This window comes from Paraburkholderia sp. AV2 (genome assembly GCF_054968425.1).
Window position 1 is genome coordinate 80,410 of sequence record NZ_JBANLK010000013.1, and the last position, 20,884, is coordinate 101,293.

The window sequence follows — 20,884 nt, forward strand, 5'->3', positions numbered from 1 at the left end:
ATGGGCGAATAATAGGCCGACTGTACCCATACGAAAGGTACACTTTCGACAAACAGTCGGGCAGGTGTACCCAGGACACCTGCCCCTTTGCGTAGCGAGGACACAGACATGGCACGCTCGGGACCGAGCCTCGTGCATTCGATCGCGGACAATCTGGCCAGACAGATCGAAGACGGACTTCTGAAGCCCGGCGACAAGCTGCCCTCAATCAGGGAATACGCTGAGGGAAACGGTTGCTCGAAGAACACGGTCATCAGCGCGTTCGACCTGCTGACGGCGAACGGCCTGATCGAGCCGCGGCGCGGCGCCGGCTTCTTCGTCGCCCGCGCGGCGCGCCCGCAGGCCGAGGACGTCGAATCGTCGACGCTCGATCACGCCATGGACATCGTGTGGCTCATGCGCGAGCAGTTGCAGAGCAAGACCGAGTACCTGAATCTCGGCGAAGGCTTTCCGCCCATCAAGTGGCTGGAGGAAACGCGGCTGGACCAGTTCCACCAGCGCGTGGTGCGGACCGGCGTGGGGTCGCTGTTCCGCTACGGCAGCCGCTACGGCTACCTGCCGCTGCGCCAGCATCTGCAGCACAAGCTGGCGGGCTACGAAATCCACGCCACGCCGCAGCAGATCGTCCTCACGCACGGCGCGAACCAGGCGATGGACCTCGTGCTGCGCTACTTCGTGCGGCCCGGCGATACCGTGCTGGTGGACGATCCCGGTTATTACCCGCTGTTCGGCAAGCTGAAGCTGAGCGGCGCCGTCATGCTGGGCGTACCGCGCATGATGGACGGCCCCGACATCGACACGCTCGCGGCGCTCGTCAGGCAACATCGGCCGAAGCTCTTTTTCACGCAGTCGGTGGGACACAACCCCACCGCGACCGACACGAGCGCTGCCAAAGCCCACCGCATCCTGCAACTGGCCGAGGCGCACGACCTCATCATCGTCGAGAACGACGCGCTCGCCGACTTCAAGCCGCGCCCCATGACGCGCATCGCCACGCTGGACCAGTTGCGCCGCACGATCTACATCGGGAGCTTTTCGAAGTCCGTCTCCGCCGCGCTCAGGGTGGGCTTTCTCGCCTGCGACGCGGAACTGGCCAGCGACCTGGCCGACGTGAAGATGCTCACGCACGTCAGCAGTTCGGAGTACTGCGAACGCACGCTGGAGGTGATTCTCAGCGAAGGGCATTTCCTGCGGCACACCAACCGCATGCAGGAGAAGCTGCGCCGCGCCACGGCGGCCGGCATCAAGGCGCTAGAAGACGTGGGCGCGGCCATCTATCGGCCGACCGAGCAAAGCCTGTATCTATGGGCGCGGCTGCCGGGGCACGACGATTCGATCGAACTCGCGCGCGCGATGCTCGACCGCAGCGTCATCCTCGCGCCGGGCACCGTGTTCTCCCCGCAGAGCGATCACCCCTCGCCGTGGTTTCGATTCAACGTCGCGTATCTGAACGACCCGCGCTTTGCCGCTGCGCTGAGAGCGATCGAATCGGCTTGAGCGTGCCGGATGCATGCCATTGCCGCGCCCGGGCAGGCAAAAATTTCCGGACCGACAACGTCGGGACTGCCAGGGTTGTTGGGCCTGGCCTCTTTCGCCTGGGTTATACCCGGAAATACTATGCCAAGCCCTTCAGGACGTGCTAGAAATAGTCGATATCGCGGAAGCACGACTGAAAGTCCGATCCGGCGATTGGAGAATCCTGGGCGAACGGTCGCACGGAATCCCGAGGTGAAAGTATGGAAAAGAAAAGGCTCGTCGCGGTAATCGCCGTGCTGATGTCTTCTTTCGGCGCCCTGCATCTCGAATCCGTCCGTGCCGCCGATGCTGGAGACTCAGCCTATGAGGACTCGAGCGTGGACGCGTCTCTCGATCCCGGCGAAGAACGCATCTCCGCCGATGTCGACAATCAGGCGCGCCTGAAAGAGCTGCGCTACGCGTATTTCATCGGCTACAACGCCCGCGCCAGAGAAGACTCGAAGTCCTATGCAAACCTGGCTGACGAGGTGAAGCATCCGCAGAAGCAGCTTGCCGCGGCGCCCTTGCCGGTATCGCCAAAGCCGGTTGCCGCGCGGGCTGCGCCGGCAAAGCGGGTCGCCGTGCAAGCGGCTGCGCCGAGACAAGTTTCCGCGCCGGTCGCACCGCCGAAGCGGGTTGCCGCGGCGCGGGCCACGCCGTCGAGGCAAGTCCTGGCACGGGCCGAACCTGTGCCGCTGAAGCGCGTTTCCATGCAAGTCGAAGCTGTGCCACCGAAACACGTCCTGGCGCCGGTTGCGTCGTCGAAGCCGGCTTCACCGCCTAAGCGGGCCGAGGTGCAACCTGTGCCTCTGAAGCAGGCTTCGACGCGGGCCAGGCCGTCGAAGCTGTTTGCCCCCGAATCCGAGCCGCCGATACTGGTTCCGACACAAGCCGTGGCGGCATTGCCGGAGTCCAGATCCGACCAGGACGATGCGCAGGTGACGCAGAACCACGATTTGCAGAATGCTCAGCGGGAGGTGCCGCAGTATCGGCAGGCCGATGAGGCACCGCAATATGGAGCGGAGCAGGAAACTCAACCGGCTCCAGCGGCGCAGAGCGGGCAACTTCGGCAATATCAGAATCGGCAGCCCCAGCAATATGTGGGGGCGCCCGCCTACAACCCGACGTCGGCAGAGTCCCGGGAGTCGGCGGAGGAGTCGGGGCAGGAATACGCGCCGCCGCCTCGAACCGTTCAGGCCAACCAGGACGTACCTGCGCAGTATCCGCCCGCCCGGTACCAACCGGCTTACGCGCAGCCCGCCTACATACCCAGGCCGCCCACACAAGCCGTAGCTCAGCGGGTTGTCGTCGTGGGCCCTCCGCCTGCCTGGCAGGAATATAACCAGATGTACACGCCGCCTGAACTGCGGCGGCCGTACCCCGCCGGTTACGGTAATTCGGCGCCGCCGGCCGGGTATCAGGAATGGGAGTAGGTGTGCGATGACCATGCCGTGGATCCGGGATGGTTGACGGGATGATGTGGTCGGCCGTAGACCGTAGACGACCCACAGGAGACTCGTGACCCATTTCAAGGTGTGTCCCTTAACCGACCAGGAGCAGCCCCTGACAGCATGTGTGCATGTACCTTGTCAACACGTTACTGTTTTCGTTGCGGTGGACCACAGGACAGACGTGGGTCGCGGGGAACTCTACCCGCCGGCAATGGACGTCACCTGGACTACGGTTTCCCGATACTTCGCGAACTTCGACGTCTGTCCAATCCCCGGATTGAAGCAGTTGCAAGGATCGAGCTGCTGATAGAACGCTGCGAGCTGGGGCTTCGCATGGTACAGATGGCCGACGTTGTGTTCCGCCGGATATTCGGCGCCGCGGCGGTCCAGCAACTTCCACATCTTATGTTCGACTTCAAGACAGTCGTTACCCTTCTTGACGATGTAATCCTGGTGGAACACGTGGCATAGGAAGTGGCCGTAGTACAACGTGATAGCGATGGTTTCTCCGATGTCGGGCGGCAGCGTCTCGATCCAGTCGCGGTCGTTGCGTCGCAATGCGATGTCCAGCGCGACGATATTCTCCACTTCCCGAGTATGTACCGCGCGATAGCGAACGGCCGCGCCGGCGGCAGCGAAACGATGCAGGAATGCTTTCCTGCCTTCTTCGTCCGTACATTCAAAATAACCACCGGTCGCATGGTCGAAATAGCGTGAAAGGAAGGCACGCGTTTCTTCCACACTTTCGGCCGAGACCTTCAGCATCAGATGGTGCTCGTACTTATCACGGTACTGTTTCATTCGGGCCGGCAGATGGCTCGGGAACAGTCGGCTCGCAGCTTGCATGACACGGTCGGTAAGATGCGAGGGGAGAAAACCGAAACGGTCGAACAGCGCATCGAAACGGCTCTTTAGTCCGAACAGCGCGGGCAGCCGGGAGGTGCCAAGATAATTGATTGCAAGGAAAGTGTCCTTGCCGTACTCCTCAGCAATGTCGAAAGCGTCGCGATGCAGATATTCGCCGGAGATCGGCAGATGTTTGAAGTCATGCAGCGCGTGACGGCGGATTTCAGTAAGCTCGTCGGGGCGATTCGTGCCGATATAGAACACCTTTGCATTCTGCTCGATCGGAAACGTATCGAGCCGTACCGCGAACACCATTACCTTGCCAGCCGAACCTGACGCTTCATGCAAGCGCTGCGGGTCTGCGTTGAAACGCGCGGGCGTATCGGCATCGATCTCACGAACATGCGTCGCGTAGCCGTGATCGGATCCGGCACCCGCATTGAGGCGAATATCGGTATCGCTGAACTGCCGGCGCTCCAGCCGGCCGAGGATATCCTCAGGCGAGTCGCCGAGTTCGATTCCCAGATGGTTGACGAGGTTGAGTTTTCCCGCTGCATCCACCTGCCCGAATACCGCCATTTCCGTATAGGCCGGGCCGCGCTGCACCAGCGCACCGCCCGAGTTATTGCACACCCCGCCGAATACCGACGCGCCGATGCAACTCGAGCCGATCACCGAATGCGGCTCGCGGCCAAGCGGCTTCAACGTCTTTTCCAGTTGATCGAGTGTTGCGCCCGGAAGGCAAACGACCTGCTTGCCACCGTCGATCACGTAGACCTTCCTCATGCGGCTCGTGCTGACGATCACAATGTCGCGATCGTAGTCGTTACCGTCCGGCGTCGATCCGCCGGTGAGGCCGGTGTTCGATGCCTGCGTGATGACAATCACATTCGCTGCAATGCACGCCTGCAGCACTTTCCATTGTTCGACGATCGTGCCGGGGCAAACCACCGCGAGCGCCTTGCCGGCACCAAACCGGAAGCCGGTGCGATAGCGGCGGGTCGCGCCATCGTCAGTCATGGTGTACTTGTTGCCCACGATGTTGCGTAGTTCCGCAATCAACGCGGAGGCCTTGCTGTCCAGCCCTTCTGCCGACGGTGCGCGCGTCACTGACATCGAATTCTCCTGAAGAAACGTTGAGTTTGACGCGCATCGGCTTCAACCAACCGGTGGGGTGTGATCGTTGGGCGCGTCGGGTTGACACAAGGTTAAAATCAGGCCACCCATTAGTCCAATATCTCGAAGTCACTTTTTGGAGACGAAAAAGATATGGAATTTCGTCAGTTACGCTACTTCCTCGCGGTGGCCGAGCATCTGCATTTCACGGACGCTGCGACGCACCTGGGCATCGCCCAGCCGCCCTTAAGCCAGCAGATCCTCAAGCTCGAGCGGGAAATCGGCACGCCCTTGTTCGTCCGGCATCCGCGCCGCGTCGAATTGACCGAAGCAGGACGGCTCTTTCGCGAGAGCGCGCGACGCATCGTCGAGGACGCGCAACAGGCTTTCGTCGAAGTACGGAACGCGGGACGTGGGGAGACAGGCCGGCTTTCGCTGGGTTTTGCAGGTTCGACGGTGTTTCATCCGATGGTGGCGACGACGATGCAGCAGTACCGGCATGCGTATGAGCGCGTGTCGATCAGTTGCGAGGAGAGCAACAGTTCGGCGCTGCTGGACAAGGTCGCGGAGCGCCAGCTCGATGCGGCGCTGGTGCGCATGCCGCTAAATTGCAGGGATCTGATCGTCGAGCCGCTCGTCGACGAAAGCATGTTGGCGGTGCTGCCGGCAAACCATCGCCTGAGCCGGCGACGACGAATCGATCTGGCAGATCTTGAGGACGATCCGTTCATCCTCTTTCCGCGGCCGATCGGCCCGGATCTGCATGATTCGATCATCGCCGCGTGCCGCGAGGCCGGCTTCGCACCCTCGATCGGCATGAATCGCCGCAGATCTCGTCGGCGGCGAACCTCGTAGCGGCCGGATTCGGCGTCGCGATGGTTCCGGCATCGATCCGGCAGGTTCAGGTCGAAAGCGTGTCTTATCACGAACTGAAGGGTAGCCCACTTTCGACAGGCATCGCGCTAGTCCATCGGCAACGCGAAAAATCGCCTACTGTGCTGAATTTTGTACGGATTTTGCGGCTGCAGCGAGGCGCCGCCCGTTCGGCATGATGTTTCGTGAGTTAGCCATGACGAAGTGGGTCCAGGCGTCGGCTGTCAACACGGACCTGTGATTTTTTGGCCTGGCACTGCCCTGCGGGATCGAAGATCGCCAGTTGGCTATGGCGTGTCTGGATCCCGTTGCGACCGTGGTCTGTCGCAAACGAACGGCAGCAATAGACCGGGTACCAGCCGTTCTGCGCAACCATATGGACGTCTGCAATTGGCTAAACTCCGCCCACGCATTCAAACTGCATGCGAACGCAAGCAGCAATCGGCAGCCTCACTGCCTCTTTGTGCGATACACCCACGGCCAGTCATCCATCAGAAGACCAACACACGCGCCCTCGAAGCGGTCTCCCGCCAGCACGAAATTCGCGCCGTCGAAAACCCATGTCATCGAATCGCCGCAATCGCCCACGCTGCGAGCCCGATCGAAGCTGATGAGGCCGCCCTCGTCCGTGTTGTAGAACGCGCCCGTCAACTGGTTTCGCGGCACGGAATCGCCGTCGTCGCCGGTCCCTGTGTTGCCGGGCAAGGCCAGCGGCTTCACGGCAAACGGCGCCGTGCGGTGCACGCGGTACCAGAGGCTCGCATTGTTATAGGCCGAGCCGTCCCCGCAGGCGAGCGAGACCAGGGCTTCGTTCGCCGAAAGGGCGACGGCACGGCTGCCATCATGGGGGCCCTTCGTGTCGTCCGTTGCGCCGTTGTCCGCGTCGCACTGCTCGACCTCGGCATGCACGCTCGCGAACGTGACATCGATCAGCCGGCGTTGCTCGGCCGCGGAGAGATCCGGCACGGGCGGCGCCCCCTTGACGACGGGCAGCGGCTTCGCGGCCGGCACCGACGAAGCGGGCGCAGCACCCGCGCGACGCCACGCGGTCACGGTCCCCACACGGCCTTGCATGTCATCGACGGCCAGCAGCGCCGCGCTCAAGCCGGCCAGCGAAATGCCCGGCGTGACCGACGCAGCCGGATCGCCAAAGCTCATCGTGTGCGCGTCGCGAGCCGCCTCGATCCAGGCCGAGACGGTGGCAGTGTCTTCCGTGGCGAACCGGTAGGCATACGTCTGAGCCGTCTTGTCCTGCCATGCCTTCGTTTTCGACGCGTCGATACGGAATGCGCGACCGTCGAAGCGCAGTTGATCCGCACGCAGCGGCTTGTCGGCCGCGAGCTGCAGTTTCATCGCCCCATCCGGGCCCGCATCGCGCCACAGCCACACGACAAGACTGGGGTTGTCCTCATCGGCCCCCACGGCCGCACAGCGTTTCACGTTGTCGCAAACAACCTCCCAGCCCTTGAAATCGCGGACGGATGCAGTGCTTTTAGCGGTGGTGGCGGCAGCCGCCGCCGTTGTCGCCAAGGCACACGATGCCCCTGCCAACACGATAAGAACGAGCCACCGGCGAAAGACGCTCATGTCGGCGCCCCGGTTAATGGACGACAGGGTCGAGGCCCGTCGACTTGACCACGGTCTGGGCGTCAGCCGAAGAAAGAAAGTCGAGCAGCTTTTTGGCCTCGGCCGGATGCGGCGCGTTGACGGGAATGCCCGCCGCGAAGCGCGTCACCGACTGTACCGACTCGGGAATCCGTCCGACGAAGGTCACGCCGGGAATGGGCAGCAACTCGCTCACCTGTTGCAGACCCAACTGATACTCTCCTTTCGCAACCACGCTGGCGACGGGAATCCGCGGGATCATCGTGGCCTTCCCTTTCATCTGGTCTGCAATGCCGAGCTTGCTGAAAAGCTGCTGCTGGACGTAGACGCCGCTCGCGCTGTCCGAATACGCAACGGATTGCGCGTCGAGCAACACCTTCTTGAGGCCCTCGACCGTACTGATGTCGGGCACGGGCGCCCCGCTCTTGACCACCATTCCGATGCGCGAATCCGCCAGTTCCACGCGCGACGACGGAACGACCTTGCCGCGCTTGACGAGATCGTCGAGCGCATAGCCCACCATGATCACCACGTCGGCCGACTCGCCCCGGTCGAGCCGGTTCGGAATGGCCTGGGGCGTCTTGCCCATCGAGGGACCGCGGATCGTATCGAGCGTGTCGCCGGTGGCCGCCGTGAATTTCGGACCCAGCAGTTCGTAAGCCGCCGTGAAGCCGCCGGACGTCATGACGCGCAATTCCTCCGCATGAGCGGCATGAGACAGCAAAGCGGCAGCGTAGAGCAGCGCGGCAAAACTCTTTAGCAAAGTTTTCATGTTCGAGGCAAATGAAGAAATGGAAAGGCGGTTCCTGCAAGACGCTCCGCAAAGCCAACCGGATCACGTCTGTTTCGCGGCAATTCTAGCGCCAAGCCGGATCGACGGGTGCGGCATCCGCCCGGCCCGAGCTATGCCCTAACTGGCGAGTCTGATATGCCGAAAATGATCATCCTCGCGATGAGGGCGAAGACTATGATTGTTTCCGAACACCAGCTCGATGACCGTCGGGCCGATGCCCCCAGGAGACCGCGAGGTGCAACTCACGGAGTGCCGTCGCGACGGGCCGGTCATGGAGCGGTGAAGTGCGGAATCTGGAACCTCCGCTGTTTTTATGAAGCAATGCTAAGTAAAAAGGGATTACTCCATGAATGAGCAGACCCGGCCGTTGATCGGATTCATCGGACTCGGCGCCATGGGCTGGCCCATGGCCTCGTGCCTGATCAAAGCAGGCTACCAGGTGGTGCCGTACGACGTGCGCGCCCCGCATCGCGCGAAATTTCTCGACGAAGTCGGCGGCGTGGAGCTCGCGTCGCTCGCGCAGATCGGCGAACGTTGCGACGTCGTGATCGATATTCTGCCGAACAGCTCGGTCGTCGAGCAGGTGCTGTTCGCCGACGATGGCGTGGCCGCGACGATGCGGCCCGGCACGACGGTCATCGACATGACCTCGGGCCGTCCCGACGCGACGATCGCGTTCGCCAGGCGCCTTGCGGAAAACGACATCCGCCTTTTCGACGCGCCGGTGTCCGGCGGCGTGCCGCGCGCAACGAGCGGCGAGCTGACGATCATGGCCGGCGGCGAGCGCGCGGTGATCGACGACATGATGCCCATTCTCGGTGCGATGGGATCGGTGATGCGCACCGGGCCGATCGGCTCGGGCCATGCGATGAAGTCGCTGAACAATCTCGTTTCGGCGGGCGGCTTCCTGATCGGCATCGAGGCGCTGCTGATCGGCACGAAGTTCGGCATCGACCCGGAAAATATGGTCGATATCCTCAATGCCTCCACCGGCGTCAATAACAGCACGCAGAAGAAGTTCAAGCAGTACGTGATCTCGCGCGGCTTCAACTCCGGCTTCTCTATCGAGCTGATGGTGAAGGATCTCGTGATCGCGCTCGATATCGCGCAGCAGCGCGGCATCAACGTTCCGTTCGCTTCGCTGTGCCGCGAGCTGTGGGGCGGCGCGTCGTCGCTGCTGGGACCGCAGACCGATCATACGGCCGTTGCGTTGATGAGCGAGCGCCTGGGCGGCGTGGAGATCCGTCGATCATGAACGCGAGAACCCAACCTGCCGTCGCCAGCGACGTCACCGCGCAACTGGCGGCCTGCGTGGCGGAAAGTACGCCTGACGCGATTCCTGCTGCCACCGTCGCGGAAGCGAAGCGCGCCCTGCTCAACATCACCGGCTGCGCGCTGGGCGGCTGCACGCATCCGGCCATGGACATCGCCATCGGCGCTCTGGGCGCCTACGCGGGGGCCCCCACGGCCAGCGTGCTCGGCCGCACCGAACGCTTCGATCCGCTGTTCGCCTCCTTGCTGAACGGCATCAGCACGCATGTGCACGACTACGACGATACGACGCCGCGCAACTACATTCACAACAGCTCGCCGGTGGCGTCCGCGCTGTTCGCCTATGCGAGCGTCAACCCGGTGAGCGGGCGCGACTTTCTGCACGCGTTCATTCTCGGCTTCGAAGTCAGCTCGCGAATCGGCAACGCGACGTATCCGGCGCATTACGAGGCCGGCTGGCATAGCACAGGCTCGATCGGCGTGTTCGGCGCGGCAGTGGCGATCGGGCGTCTGCTCGGTCTATCGAAACAGCAGATGATCCATGCGATCGGCCTCGCGGCAACGCAATCCTCAGGACTGCGCGAGATGTTCGGCTCCATGGCGAAATCGTTTCATCCCGGGCGTGCGGCGCAGAGCGGCTATATGGCGGCGCTGCTCGCGCAGCGCGACTTCACGGCAGGCCTGCACGGGCTGGAAGGGCCGCGCGGTTTCGCGGCGGTCGAGGCCAGCGCGTACGATCTTGCCAAAGTGACAGACGGCTTCGGTACGGAGTTCGACCTGTCGTACAACGCATACAAGCCGTTTCCGTGCGGCATCGTGATCCATCCGACCATCGACGCGTGCATTCAGCTACATCGCGAGCATGCGCTGAAAGCAGACGACGTCGCCGCGATCCGGTTGCGCGTCGCCCCGCTCGTGAAGGATCTGTGCAACAAGCAGCACATCACCTGCGGGCTCGAAGGGAAGTTCTCGATCTATCACGCGGCCGCCATCGGTCTTGCGCGCGGCAAAGCGGGGCTCGACGAATTCACCGACGACGTCGCGACCGACCCGGTGCTCACGCGGCTGCGCAATCTGACCGAAGCCACCGCCGACGCGCGCGTGAGCGAGGACGCTGTGGAAGTCGAAGTGCAATTGACGGATGGCCGCGTGCTGCACAAGACGCTGGAGCAGTCGATCGGCAATCTGGCGCGCCCGATGAGCAACGCCGATCTCGAAGCCAAGTTCTACGACCAGACCCGCGTGATTCCTCGCGACGTCGCCAGCCGCGTGATCGAGCACTGCTGGCAGATCGACCGGCTGGCCGACGTGCGCGAGTTGATCCGGTTGACCGTGCCGCCGCATTGAATGCGCCGCCCGCCGGCGCCCGCATAACTATTCATATCAAGGAGACATCATGTACACGAGGCAACCTGGCGTCGGGCAGCGGCTGGACGCGCTCGCGATCGGACCTTTCCACCGGCATCTGCTGGCGCTGATCGCGGGCGGCATGTTCTTCGACGCATTCGACAACTATCTGTCCGGTGGCGTCCTGGGGGCGCTCGTCAACGCCGGCGTCTCGGACATCCATCTCAACGCGCTGTTCATTTCGATGGGCTTCGTCGGCCTGACGATCGGCGCATGGATGGCGGGCATACTCGGCGACCGCTTCGGCCGCCGGTTTTCCTACCAGTTCAACCTGATGGTGTTCGGCATCGGCTCGATTGCGGCGGCCCTTTCCCCTTCGATGGGCTGGCTCGTGTTCTTCCGCTTCGTGATGGGCCTCGGGCTGGGCGCCGAAATCGTGGTGGGCTACAGCACCCTGATCGAATTCATTCCCGCCCATTCGCGCGGGCGCTATGCGGCAATCCTGAATCTGATCACGAACCTCTCGCTGTTCCTCTCGGCCATGGCGAGCTACGTCGTGATCCCGCACTTCGGCTGGCGCTGGATGTTCGTGATCCCAGGCGTTGGCGCCCTCGTCGTCTGGTATCTGCGCAAGGCGCTGCCGGAGTCGCCGCGCTGGCTGGCGTCGGTCGGGCGCACCGAAGAGGCCGACGCGATCGTGCGCGACATCGAAAGCCGCAGCGCTCGCGCCGGCGACCCGGAGCTGATCGCGCAGGCCAGTCCCGACCGCGGCCAGCTCGGCGAGCTGTTCGCACGCGGCCAGTTGAGCCGCACGATCGTCGGCATTGCGGTCGTCGTGATCGGCTTTTCGGTGATGTACGCGTTCGTCTCGTGGGTGCCCACGCTGCTCGTGAAGCGCGGCTTCGACATCGCGCATTCGCTGCTGATGACGTCCGTGATGTTCGCCGGCGGTCCGGTCGGTTCGCTCATTTCGTTCGCCATCGCCGACCGGCTGGGCCGCAAATGGGGCCTCGTGCTGTTCTCCGTGCTCGGCGCGGTGTTCGGCATCGTGTATCCGTTCGCGACCAGCATGGCAACCATCGCTGCATTCGGCTTCGCCGTCACGGTCTGCATCTACGTGCTCTCGGCGCTCGGCCTCGCGACCTACACGCCCGAACTGTTTCCCACCCGGTTGCGCCTGCGCGGCATGGGGTTGTGCAACGCGCTCGGGCGGCTCGCCAACGTCGGCGTTCCGTATGCGGTGGTAACGGTCTTCTCGATAGCGGGCCTGTTCGGCGTGGTGTGCTTCATGGCCGGTATGTTCGTACTGCTGGCCGTCGTGCTGCTCGCGCTTGGCGTGGAAACGCGGCTGCGCTCGCTCGAAGAGGTGCATGCCGAAATGCCGGTATCCGGCGACGTGCCCGCGGAATCGATTCCTCCGGCGGTTCGGGCTACCCGCTAGTTCCGCCATCCCTGGTTTTACGAAACATTCACTCACTGTCCTGGAGCACACCAGCATGAACGCACGCAATACCCGCACCGAATTTTCCGGCGACGACGCCCTGTTCGAACGCGGCATGGAAATCCGCAAGGCGATTCTGGGCAACGCCTACGTCGAGAAGGCGATGAATTCCGCCGACGACTTCAACATGCCGATGCAGCGGCTGACCACGGAGTACTGCTGGGGCGGCGTATGGGGTCGCGACGACATTCCGCGCAAGGTACGCAGCCTGCTCAATCTCGCGATGATCAGCGCGCTGAACCGGCCGCACGAGCTGAAGATGCACATTGCGGGCGCGCTGCGCAACGGCGTCACGCGCGAAGAGATCCGCGAGGTGTTCCTGCAGGTGGCGATCTACTGCGGCGTGCCGGCCGGCGTCGATTCGTTCCGGCTTGCGCGCGAAGTGTTCGCGGAACAGGCGGCCAGCGCCTGAACCGGCTCGACCGCCACCGATGGAGCGCACGATGCCCCCTTCCCCTTATCGCGTCTATGCGATCCGGTATGCGTCGCTCGCGCGGCGCTCGCCGGACAACTTCATCGGCGGCGACGAGCACGACACCAATATGCCGCTCGCCTACTACGTGTGGGCGATCGTCGGCGGCGGGCGCACGATCGTCGTCGATACCGGGTTCGACCGCGAAGTCGGCGCGCGGCGAGGACGCGAGATGCTGCATCCGGTCGAAGCGGGACTGCTCGCGCTCGACATCGCGCCGGATACCGTGCGCGACGTGATCATCACGCACATGCACTACGACCACGCGGGCAATCACGCCCTGCTGCCGCAAGCGCGCTTCCATCTTCAGGATAGCGAAATGGCGTTCGCGACCGGGCGGTGCATGTGCCACCGCATGCTGCGCGGCGCGTACGAAGCCGACGACGTCGCCCGGATGGTCCAGCGCGTGTTTGCGGATCGCGTGCAGTTCCACGACGGAGCGGGCGAAGTCGCGCCCGGCGTCGAAGTGCATCATATCGGCGGGCATACGCGCGGGCTGCAGGTCGTGCGCGTCTTCACAGAACGCGGCTGGGTCGTGCTCGCCTCCGACGCGAGCCATTTCTACACGCACATGGACGAAGGGCGCGTGTTTCCGATCGTCTACCAGGTCGACGCATTGCTCGATGGCTACGCGACGCTACGCCGCCTCGCCAGTTCGCCGGCCCATATCGTGCCGGGCCACGATCCGCTGGTGCTTCAGCGCTACCCGGCCGCCCGGCCGGGCACCGAAGGCTGGATCGTGCGGCTCGACGTCGATCCGGCGAGCTGAATTCAGATTCCCGCCGGCGACCAATGACCGTCGTCGATCAGCCGCTCGATCTGCCGGTGCGCCATGCGCATCAGCATGCGCGCCACGCGCGTCACCGGCCGCTGCGTCGAAGTCGCCATCACGAGCGAGCGCGTCATCGTCGGCTGCACGATCCGCCAGCAGCGAATGCGCCCGTCCACCACGAGCTGATGCACGCACGAATACGAGAGAATCGTATAGCCAAACCCTGCCTCGACCAGATGCAGCGTGGAAGGCATCGCGTTGATTTCGAGCCTGGGGTTGGCCGCGAGGTCGGCTTTCGCGAGTACGCGGTCGAGCATCACGCGCAAACTATGCGGGCGGCTCGGCAGGATCATCGGCAGGTCGGCAAGACGCTTCGCGGCCACCGCGCCCTCGCCGACCCCGGCGGGATCCGACGCCGGGCCCAGCAGGAAGATTTCGTCGGTAAGCAGCGGATCGGTGGCTAGCGCGCGCAAGCGGGGTGCGTTGTACAGGATGGCCACATCGATCGCGCCGGTCATCAGCCAGTCGAGCACATGGCCGCTGAAGCCCTCGACGATGCCGAGCGCGGCGTCCGGCAGTTCGTGGCGGAACTGCTGGACGAGCGGCGTGGTCAGCACGGCCGCCACCGAAGGCGGCATGCCGATCACCACGCGCCCGGCAGGCGACACGCGCAGCATCCTGATCTCGACTTCCGTGTCGTGAAGCGTGTCGACGACACGGCGCGCCTGCTGCTCCAGAATGCGCCCGGCTTCGGTGAGCGTGACGCCGCGCCCGGTGCGATGAAGCAGTGGCGTCCCCATCTCCTCTTCGAGCGCCTTGATCTGCCGGGTCAGAACCGGCTGGCCGATCGCCAGCAGGATCGCCGCCCGCGACAGCGTGCCGGCTTCCGCGATCTTGAGGAAATACTGCAACTGCCGAAGCTCCATCGAAAAGGCTCCTGGGATGGGTGGGTCGTCGGGCATTGACGTACCGCATTTACAGAACCGCTACCGCCTCTACCTCGACCTTCAAACCGAAATGCAGCGGACCAGAAGGAACAACGGCTCGGGAAGGACGCGACTCACCGGCCCAACCTGTATAGATACGGTTGAATTCAGGCCAGTTGGCGATGTCGTCGACATAGACGCGAACCTGCACCAGACGGTCGATGGCGCTGCCCGCGGCCAGCAGCGCCTGTTCCACGTTGTCGAGTACCTGTTGAGCCTGCTCGGCGAAGGAACGGTCGGTCAGCCTGGTTCCGGTGGCGGTAACCGGCAGTTGGCCCGAAACGAAAACGAAGCCGTTTGCGACCGTCACATGGCTGTAGTGACCGCCAGGTGTTGCCAGACCCGGCGTAGCGGGATGAACGGGTTCCTGCGGACGATTTTCACCAGCCATGAAAGCGCCTCCATACGGTAAGTTCCCCGGTCGGTTCCAGGGCATGGTATTCGGGGAACTGCGCACCTGTGGCGCAAGCGTGATTCGGCAGGATGCGCAGTCGGGTGCCAACCGGAAAGCAGGCTTCGAGATCGCCTTCGTCAGGTGCATGATCGGCATGCACTCGCGCCAGAATACCGTGTTCCTGGTTGGCGCCAATCAGCAGGTAGCCGTCGAGCGGGGCGCCGTCCAGCGTGCAGGCCAACCCGTAGCCGAAATCGCGGGATTGTTTCGACGTGCCGCGATCACGACTCATGGCCATCCAGCCCGCGTCCACGATGATCCATCCCTTGTCCAGTTGATGGCCGATGACGGTGGTGACCACGCTGAGCGCGATGTCGTCGATCGCACATACGCCGACGTTGTGCATCACGAGATCGAAAAATGCGTAAACGCCGGCACGGACTTCGGTGACGCCATCCAGGCGGCTTGCGGCCAGCGCGGTCGGCGTCGAGCCGACGCTAACGGTCGCGCAAGGCATGCCGGCGGCGCGCAGGCGTTCTGCGGCGCGCACGCAGCCGGCGCGCTCCTGCTCGGCGAGCGCCGCCAGGGCCTCCTGCGTGTTCAGTTCGTAGCTCGAGCCGGCATGCGTCATGACGCCGCCGACCTCGACGCCGCCCGCCTGCAGAATGCGGCCGGTTTCCAGCAGCGCATCGTCTTCGGGCGCGATGCCGGAGCGATGCCCGTCGGTATCGACTTCGATCCACACTTCGAGCGGTGCATCCGTGTCGCGGTAGAACGCGACGATACCCGCGGCGGCGCTGGCATTGTCGACGATGATCTTCAGATCGCAGCCCTGTTTCCTGAGCGTCATGACTCGGGAAAGTTTGGAGGGAACGATGCTGACGGCGTAGAGAATGTCCACAATACCCGCCGCGAAGAAGATTTCCGCCTCCTTCAGGGTGGAAACCGTAATGCCTTGTGCGCCGGCGGATAGCTGCGCCTGGACGACGTCGAGGCATTTCGACGTCTTCACGTGCGGCCGGAACTTCACGCCCAGGGCGTTCGTTCGCGCCTGCATCGAGGCGATGTTCTTGCTCATCCGGCGGACGTCGATGACGGCCGCGGGGGTATCGAGTGAATCGAGCGTCATGATGTGATCGGGTGTCAGGGTTGAGTCGCCGGCCCAAAGTGGCTGGCCCACGGGACGAGTGCATCGAGTGCCGGCGACTCGATCTCCGGCGCCCGCGCGCCGGGTACGAGCGGCAAGCCAATCCGGTTGTGCCAGTACGTCCGCAGTCCGACGACAGCCGTACCGAACATGTCGTAACTGGAGCCGGCGACGAACGCCGCTTCGTGGGGCGCGACGTTGAGCTTGTCGAGCGCAAGCCGATAAGGACGGGGATCGGGTTTGTAGGTGCCGGCTTCTTCCGCCGTCACCACCGCATCCCATCGCACGGGCAGAATCGCCGCGGCTCGCCGACCGAGCCGATAGGAGCAATTCGTCACGACGGCAAGCTTGCAGCGAGGCCGCAGTTGCTGCAACGCCGCCACGGCCCCCTGCCATGGAGCCAGTTCGAGCCAGTTATCCTCGAGCGCTTGCGGCGCGGATGCGGAAAGGCCCACGTGTTGCGCCGCCTGTCTGACCAGCGCTTCATATTCGACGTATTGCCCGCAGCCGTAGGTGAGGCGCAGGTACTCGGCACGCCAGGCCCGGCCCGCCTGTTCCGATCCGGCGGAACGATTCCAGAGTGTCCAGGAATCGAGCAATGCGGTTAGAAGGTCGAACAGGACGGCTTTCGGATAGCGGGGATGAAGCGAGGCGTCTTCCACGGACATAGCCCTTGATAATCGGAATCCCGAAGTGAGTCCAATTATAGGTTTCGACGTCCCGTTGAGAGTTAAGTTGAATTAACTCAATGGTTCATATGTATTGAATGGCCAGCAGGTCGTCCAGAGGCAAATCGCCCGCGGCCGAAGCGGGATCCGCGGCAAGGAGTGGCGTTTTCAAACCCGCCATGGCGGCAGCGGCCTGAAGCGTGCCTGCAGATATTGCATGAAATCCCGGGTTCTTCTCGGCAAGCCGGACCGGTTGTGTGTCAGGGCAGTGACGTTGGCATCCGGCGCCTTCCACGCGGGCAGCAGCCTCACCAGCCTTCCTTGCCGGATATCGTCCGCGACGTCCCATTCGGACCGCAGGATGATGCCTCGCCCCTCGCAGGCCCAGCGGCGAATCACGTCGCCATCGTTACAGCTCAGTTTCGATGCGACCCTGACGCTGCGGCTGGTTTTGCCTTTGCTGAAATGCCATAGCGAGACGTCCTCGTTGTTCTCGCGAAGGACGATGCACAGCAATCGCGCGAGATCGTCAGGCGCGTCCGGATTGCCAAACCGTTTGAGGAAGGCAGCGGAGGCGCAAACCCATCTCGCGTTGGGCGCAATGGCATGGCCAACAAGATTGGAGGCGCGCAGTTCGCCGATGTGCACCACGACATCGAAACGGTCGGCCGCTTCGGTCAATGGCTGGTCGGATAGCGTCAATGCCACGTCGACGTCGGGATTGGCTTGCTGGAAGTCGGCGATGACGGGAGCGAGATACCGGCGGCCGAAGCCGAGCGGTGCGTTGACCTTCAATGTTCCGACCAATCCCCCCTGGCGAATGCGCAGATCTTCCAGCAGCGTATCGAATTGCTGGATCAATTCCGATCCGCGCTGGCACAGCAGCGCGCCCTCCTCGGTGAAGATCAGCTTGCGCGCGGTTCTGTCGATCAGCCTCGCGCCGAGTTTCTTTTCGAGTTGCTGCAGGCGCTGAGTAACCGCGGAAGGCGTGAGCCCAAGCTTTCGCGCAGTAGCAATCAGGCTCCCGTTCTGCTGGATCGCAAGGAGGAAACGGATATCGGCAGAATCGGTCATGTGAGTGCCGCCAGGTTCACGAATTGAGGAATTGAACGGCCCCGTTGGTGCAACCAGGGACCTTCGCGACATCCTGGAGACTATACAGACATTCGCCCGTTTTTCTCGCTTACACAGTCTTTCAATGCACGGCATCCCCCCGGTGGCCGCGCACCGCCGTGAGTTGTATCGGCGGTCACAACACGTTACACGTGTAATCGTGTGCGAAACCCAATACCGGTGTTCGCACACTAAACTTCAGTCGTCTTGTTGAATAGCGGTCCGGTGTCTTTCGTGTGACAACCACGGCCGTCTTCTCCTACCCCACGCCACGCGGACACCAGTCGATGACCCGAACGCTCCTCATCCTCACCCTGATCAGCGGCCTGAGCGGTTGCATCGTCGCGCCGCCTTATGGCTACGCCCCCGCGCCGGGCTACTACTATGGGTATGCGCCGGGATACTATGCGGCACCGCCGGTTAGCGTGGGGATTGGCGGAGTCTTTCACATACATTGAGCAGCCGTCGCCGCTATCACGTCACCGGCGTTGTCGTCCGGCTCATTAAGACATGCGTGCCGCGCACGAGGCATCATTCGTGCGACCACCGTTTGTGCGTGACGACATCGGCAATACGCACGCCATCGGCGGCGCGCGTGATCGAACACCAATGCGAAAGGCCGTCGTGGCCCGCATGCCGCGCGCCGAACGACAGGATCAGGCGATCGCCCACGTTGGCGTTGCCGTAGAAGGCCATATCGCGTTCGACGAGACACGGCGGCGCGGAATGCGGCGCCGAGCGCCAGTGCCATTCGGCGCGCTCGACCATCGACTGAAAGCTCGCGAAGTAAAGCAGATGCGCGCCGTTGAAATCGAGCGACGGGCACGGCAGGTACTCCACGACGTGCCGTACCGCATGCGCAGTCCGATCGAGACGGCCGTGGCGCGTCCAGTCGTCGGCGCGCAGGCGCCTTGCCTGCGCGGCCAGTTCGACGGCCGCGGCGGGCATCGCACGAAGCGGCGCGCCGCCAAACATCGCGCGGCACACGGACCGGTTATCGCCGCTGCGCTCGCGGCGCACGAACGTCGACATCATCTCGACACCGGCAACGGCGCTCTCGGGCGTGAAAACGCGAAACCGGCCGAAGTGTCGTGCGCCCGCAATGCGCTGCACCTGAGCCTCGATCGCGAAGCGCTGGTGCTCGCCGACGTCCTCTAGCCTCGCCTCGCGCACGCGCACCGCCATAAATGCCGCATACGACTTCTGCCCTTCGTCGTCGTAGAAGTCCGGCGATGCGAGGCCCCTCTGTTCCGCGAGCGCGTTCCGGTGCAATTGCCCGCACGTGCGCAACAACCATTGCTCCGAGAGTCCCGCGAACGCCAGCTCGGGCATACCGGCAACGTATTGCGTGCGCGACGCAGTCTGCGCACGCGCTTTACCCTGGGCGGCCGATGCGTCACGCCGCGCGCGCATCGGGGCGTGCCTGCGCGACGATCCGGTCGGCAAGATACGCGGCATCGCGCGCAATGCCCGAAAAGCGCCCCGAGCCCCAGGTGTGCAGCCACGGCAGCCCCAGAAAATAGAGGCCTGCGTGGTTCGTGACGCCGCGCACGTGTCCCGGATATCCACGGCCGTTGAATACCGGCAGGTCGATCCAACTGAAATCCGGCCGAAATCCGATGCACCAGACAATGCTGCCGATCCCGCTCGCCGCAAGATCGAGCGCCGTGCGCTCTTCGGACGGCTCCCACACGGAACGATAGGGCCCGCCCGCGGGCGCCTCGATGCCTTTCTGCGCGATGAACCGGTCGATCGACGCGTTGATGCGGTTGTACGTTTCATCGGCGCTGTCGAGATTGGCGCGCAGGCTGCCCGCAAATCGCAGGGCGCCGTCCACGTAGTCTTCGAGCGCGCCGTAAAGCTCCATGCCTTCGCGCGCGAAACGGCGCAGGTCGATGTCGCGCCCGCCGTCGCGTCCCGTCACGTAGTGATTGGTGTTGTCGCGCACGCCCTCGCGCAACGGATGCTCCTCGACGGGCATGTCGTAGTACTTCATATCGGCAAGCCAGTCGACCACGTCGCGACCGCGATAGAACCGCGCGCAGCGCGGCGCCTCGCCGACGGCCAGAATCACCTTGCGGCCCGCCAGATGCAGATCCTCGGCAATCTGCGCGCCCGATTGTCCGGAGCCGACCACGAGCACGGCACCCTCAGGCAAAGCGGACGGATTGCGATACGCGGACGACTGAAGCTGCACGATATGCGCGGGCAGGCGCTCCGCCATGCGCGGCACGATCGGCGTGTGATAGCCACCCGAGGCAACCACGACCTGATCGGCGCTTAGCGCGCCGGCCGAAGTCTCGACAAGATAGCCGCCTTGCGGCCGGCGTGCAACGCGCGTTACGGACACGCCCTCGCGCACGGGCGCATCGACGTGACGCACGAAGCCATCGAGCCATTCGACGATCTCGTCTTTCTTCATGAAGCCATGCGGATCGTCGCCGCGATACGGATAGTCGGGCAGCGCGCATTGCCAGTTCGGCGTGACGAGACAGAACGCGTCCCAGCGCTGCTCGCGCCACGTGTGCGTGACGGTACGCTTCTCCAGCACGACGTGATCGATGCCGGATAGCTTGAGATACCAGCTCATCGAAAGACCCGCCTGGCCGCCGCCGATGACGACGACGCCGAAATGATCTTCTGGACTGCTTGCTTGTGTAGACATGGGAATCTCCTTATGCGACGCTCGCGGCGCCTCTACCGCCGCGACGCCATGATTCAATCGACGCTCACGACGGTCACGCGTGCCGTCGGCTGCGAATGGTATTGCCGGGCGGTACGCTCGATGACGTCCCACTGGTCGAGCGCCGACGAGCACGCATAGCCGAATTTTTCGCGCACGCGCTCGGACGCGGCGCGAAGCGCGTCATGGGCGGCGTCGAGAAAGTCGTCCAGCGGATAGTCGCCGGGGTGCAGATAGTCGCGCACGACAGTCGAAGGCGAATAGCAGCGTGCTTCGGTGCCATCCGGCCAGCGCACCACGAAATGGGTGACGGGCATGTCTTCTCTCCTT

The 20,884-nt window shown here is 63.6% G+C and carries 19 protein-coding genes and 1 pseudogene; 9 read left to right on the forward strand and 11 right to left on the reverse strand.

Annotation, left to right across the window (positions count from 1 at the left end; all coding sequences use genetic code 11):
• Positions 1-108: 108 nt before the first annotated feature.
• Together V8683_RS12200 and V8683_RS12205 are read left to right on the forward strand one after the other, a co-directional pair.
• Positions 109-1,497, forward strand: coding sequence for an aminotransferase-like domain-containing protein (locus V8683_RS12200; RefSeq protein ID WP_411191250.1), 1,389 nt, complete (start codon positions 109-111; stop codon positions 1,495-1,497).
• A 239-nt stretch (positions 1,498-1,736) separates the two neighbouring features.
• Positions 1,737-2,948, forward strand: a complete 1,212-nt coding sequence (locus V8683_RS12205) for a hypothetical protein (RefSeq protein ID WP_411191251.1) — start codon at positions 1,737-1,739, stop codon at positions 2,946-2,948.
• A 216-nt stretch (positions 2,949-3,164) separates the two neighbouring features.
• On the opposite strand, the gene dld is transcribed toward V8683_RS12205, so the two are convergent.
• Positions 3,165-4,928 (reverse strand): D-lactate dehydrogenase, encoded by a 1,764-nt coding sequence (gene dld / locus V8683_RS12210; RefSeq protein WP_411191252.1) that lies wholly within the window; start codon positions 4,926-4,928, stop codon positions 3,165-3,167.
• A gap of 153 nt (positions 4,929-5,081) precedes the next feature.
• On the opposite strand from dld, the pseudogene V8683_RS12215 reads away from it, so the two are divergent.
• Positions 5,082-5,980 (forward strand): annotated as a pseudogene (locus tag V8683_RS12215) (LysR family transcriptional regulator).
• Positions 5,981-6,251: 271 nt separating this feature from the next.
• Here V8683_RS12215 and V8683_RS12220 read toward each other — a convergent pair.
• Both V8683_RS12220 and V8683_RS12225 read right to left on the reverse strand, forming a co-directional pair.
• Positions 6,252-7,388, reverse strand: a complete 1,137-nt coding sequence (locus V8683_RS12220) for a DUF1176 domain-containing protein (protein WP_411191253.1) — start codon at positions 7,386-7,388, stop codon at positions 6,252-6,254.
• A 13-nt stretch (positions 7,389-7,401) separates the two neighbouring features.
• Entirely contained in the window at positions 7,402-8,178 is a 777-nt protein-coding gene (locus V8683_RS12225; RefSeq protein WP_411191254.1) for a substrate-binding domain-containing protein, read from the reverse strand.
• Positions 8,179-8,545: 367 nt separating this feature from the next.
• Here V8683_RS12225 and V8683_RS12230 point away from each other — a divergent pair, with 367 nt between their 5' ends.
• The 5 genes from V8683_RS12230 to V8683_RS12250 are packed head-to-tail and all read left to right on the forward strand — an operon-like array spanning position 8,546 to position 13,560.
• The gene (locus V8683_RS12230; RefSeq protein ID WP_411191255.1) at positions 8,546-9,454 is read left to right on the forward strand and encodes an NAD(P)-dependent oxidoreductase; all 909 of its coding nucleotides are present in this window, start codon (positions 8,546-8,548) and stop codon (positions 9,452-9,454) included.
• Positions 9,451-10,818, forward strand: a complete 1,368-nt coding sequence (locus V8683_RS12235) for an MmgE/PrpD family protein (protein WP_411191256.1) — start codon at positions 9,451-9,453, stop codon at positions 10,816-10,818. The genes V8683_RS12230 and V8683_RS12235 overlap by 4 nt, the downstream gene beginning before the upstream one ends.
• A 49-nt stretch (positions 10,819-10,867) precedes the next feature.
• Positions 10,868-12,259, forward strand: coding sequence for an MFS transporter (locus tag V8683_RS12240; RefSeq protein WP_411191257.1), 1,392 nt, complete (start codon positions 10,868-10,870; stop codon positions 12,257-12,259).
• A gap of 55 nt (positions 12,260-12,314) precedes the next feature.
• Positions 12,315-12,731: a carboxymuconolactone decarboxylase family protein gene (locus V8683_RS12245; RefSeq protein WP_411191258.1), complete on the forward strand. Its 417-nt coding sequence runs from the start codon at positions 12,315-12,317 to the stop codon at positions 12,729-12,731.
• Between the two features lie 31 nt (positions 12,732-12,762).
• On the forward strand, positions 12,763-13,560 hold the full coding sequence (locus V8683_RS12250) for an N-acyl homoserine lactonase family protein (RefSeq protein ID WP_411191259.1): 798 nt from the start codon (positions 12,763-12,765) through the stop codon (positions 13,558-13,560).
• Between the two features lie 2 nt (positions 13,561-13,562).
• Here the strand turns inward: V8683_RS12250 and V8683_RS12255 are convergent, their stop codons facing one another.
• From V8683_RS12255 to V8683_RS12275, 5 genes are all read right to left on the reverse strand, one after another.
• Entirely contained in the window at positions 13,563-14,489 is a 927-nt protein-coding gene (locus V8683_RS12255; protein ID WP_411191260.1) for a LysR family transcriptional regulator, read from the reverse strand.
• A gap of 49 nt (positions 14,490-14,538) precedes the next feature.
• Entirely contained in the window at positions 14,539-14,940 is a 402-nt protein-coding gene (locus V8683_RS12260; RefSeq protein WP_411191261.1) for a RidA family protein, read from the reverse strand.
• The gene (locus tag V8683_RS12265) at positions 14,930-16,072 is read right to left on the reverse strand and encodes a DSD1 family PLP-dependent enzyme (protein WP_411191262.1); all 1,143 of its coding nucleotides are present in this window, start codon (positions 16,070-16,072) and stop codon (positions 14,930-14,932) included. Before V8683_RS12265 ends, V8683_RS12260 begins: the two co-directional genes overlap by 11 nt.
• A gap of 14 nt (positions 16,073-16,086) precedes the next feature.
• Positions 16,087-16,758 carry an HAD-IA family hydrolase gene (locus tag V8683_RS12270; protein ID WP_411191264.1) on the reverse strand — a complete coding sequence of 224 codons (672 nt, stop codon included), beginning with the start codon at positions 16,756-16,758 and terminating at the stop codon, positions 16,087-16,089.
• Between the two features lie 168 nt (positions 16,759-16,926).
• Positions 16,927-17,832, reverse strand: coding sequence for a LysR family transcriptional regulator (locus V8683_RS12275; protein WP_411191265.1), 906 nt, complete (start codon positions 17,830-17,832; stop codon positions 16,927-16,929).
• A gap of 326 nt (positions 17,833-18,158) precedes the next feature.
• On the opposite strand from V8683_RS12275, the gene V8683_RS12280 reads away from it, so the two are divergent.
• Entirely contained in the window at positions 18,159-18,329 is a 171-nt protein-coding gene (locus V8683_RS12280) for a hypothetical protein (RefSeq protein ID WP_411191266.1), read from the forward strand.
• A gap of 73 nt (positions 18,330-18,402) precedes the next feature.
• Here the strand turns inward: V8683_RS12280 and V8683_RS12285 are convergent, their stop codons facing one another.
• From V8683_RS12285 to V8683_RS12295, 3 genes are read right to left on the reverse strand one after another with little or no spacing between them, the layout of a single operon-like run.
• Positions 18,403-19,284 carry a Pnap_2097 family protein gene (locus V8683_RS12285; protein ID WP_411191267.1) on the reverse strand — a complete coding sequence of 294 codons (882 nt, stop codon included), beginning with the start codon at positions 19,282-19,284 and terminating at the stop codon, positions 18,403-18,405.
• Positions 19,268-20,536 carry an MSMEG_0569 family flavin-dependent oxidoreductase gene (locus V8683_RS12290; protein ID WP_411191268.1) on the reverse strand — a complete coding sequence of 423 codons (1,269 nt, stop codon included), beginning with the start codon at positions 20,534-20,536 and terminating at the stop codon, positions 19,268-19,270. The genes V8683_RS12285 and V8683_RS12290 overlap by 17 nt, the downstream gene beginning before the upstream one ends.
• 53 nt (positions 20,537-20,589) lie before the next feature.
• A complete protein-coding gene (locus tag V8683_RS12295) occupies positions 20,590-20,871 on the reverse strand; it encodes an MSMEG_0570 family nitrogen starvation response protein (RefSeq protein WP_411191269.1) in 282 nt (93 codons plus the stop codon).
• Positions 20,872-20,884: the final 13 nt, after the last annotated feature.

Excerpts from the sequence above, each read along its gene's own strand:
- V8683_RS12235 (WP_411191256.1), top strand. The coding sequence starts at position 9,451 with ATGAACGCGAGAACCCAACCTGCCGTCGCCAGCGACGTCACCGCGCAA.
- V8683_RS12220 (WP_411191253.1), bottom strand. The coding sequence starts at position 7,388 with ATGAGCGTCTTTCGCCGGTGGCTCGTTCTTATCGTGTTGGCAGGGGCA.
- dld (WP_411191252.1), bottom strand. The coding sequence starts at position 4,928 with ATGTCAGTGACGCGCGCACCGTCGGCAGAAGGGCTGGACAGCAAGGCC.
- V8683_RS12250 (WP_411191259.1), top strand. The coding sequence starts at position 12,763 with ATGCCCCCTTCCCCTTATCGCGTCTATGCGATCCGGTATGCGTCGCTC.
- V8683_RS12245 (WP_411191258.1), top strand. The coding sequence starts at position 12,315 with ATGAACGCACGCAATACCCGCACCGAATTTTCCGGCGACGACGCCCTG.
- V8683_RS12225 (WP_411191254.1), bottom strand. The coding sequence starts at position 8,178 with ATGAAAACTTTGCTAAAGAGTTTTGCCGCGCTGCTCTACGCTGCCGCT.
- V8683_RS12205 (WP_411191251.1), top strand. The coding sequence starts at position 1,737 with ATGGAAAAGAAAAGGCTCGTCGCGGTAATCGCCGTGCTGATGTCTTCT.
- V8683_RS12200 (WP_411191250.1), top strand. The coding sequence starts at position 109 with ATGGCACGCTCGGGACCGAGCCTCGTGCATTCGATCGCGGACAATCTG.
- V8683_RS12280 (WP_411191266.1), top strand. The coding sequence starts at position 18,159 with ATGACCCGAACGCTCCTCATCCTCACCCTGATCAGCGGCCTGAGCGGT.
- V8683_RS12230 (WP_411191255.1), top strand. The coding sequence starts at position 8,546 with ATGAATGAGCAGACCCGGCCGTTGATCGGATTCATCGGACTCGGCGCC.
- V8683_RS12270 (WP_411191264.1), bottom strand. The coding sequence starts at position 16,758 with ATGTCCGTGGAAGACGCCTCGCTTCATCCCCGCTATCCGAAAGCCGTC.
- V8683_RS12265 (WP_411191262.1), bottom strand. The coding sequence starts at position 16,072 with ATGACGCTCGATTCACTCGATACCCCCGCGGCCGTCATCGACGTCCGC.
- V8683_RS12260 (WP_411191261.1), bottom strand. The coding sequence starts at position 14,940 with ATGGCTGGTGAAAATCGTCCGCAGGAACCCGTTCATCCCGCTACGCCG.
- V8683_RS12255 (WP_411191260.1), bottom strand. The coding sequence starts at position 14,489 with ATGGAGCTTCGGCAGTTGCAGTATTTCCTCAAGATCGCGGAAGCCGGC.
- V8683_RS12275 (WP_411191265.1), bottom strand. The coding sequence starts at position 17,832 with ATGACCGATTCTGCCGATATCCGTTTCCTCCTTGCGATCCAGCAGAAC.
- V8683_RS12285 (WP_411191267.1), bottom strand. The coding sequence starts at position 19,284 with ATGCGCGCGCGGCGTGACGCATCGGCCGCCCAGGGTAAAGCGCGTGCG.
- V8683_RS12290 (WP_411191268.1), bottom strand. The coding sequence starts at position 20,536 with ATGTCTACACAAGCAAGCAGTCCAGAAGATCATTTCGGCGTCGTCGTC.
- V8683_RS12295 (WP_411191269.1), bottom strand. The coding sequence starts at position 20,871 with ATGCCCGTCACCCATTTCGTGGTGCGCTGGCCGGATGGCACCGAAGCA.
- V8683_RS12240 (WP_411191257.1), top strand. The coding sequence starts at position 10,868 with ATGTACACGAGGCAACCTGGCGTCGGGCAGCGGCTGGACGCGCTCGCG.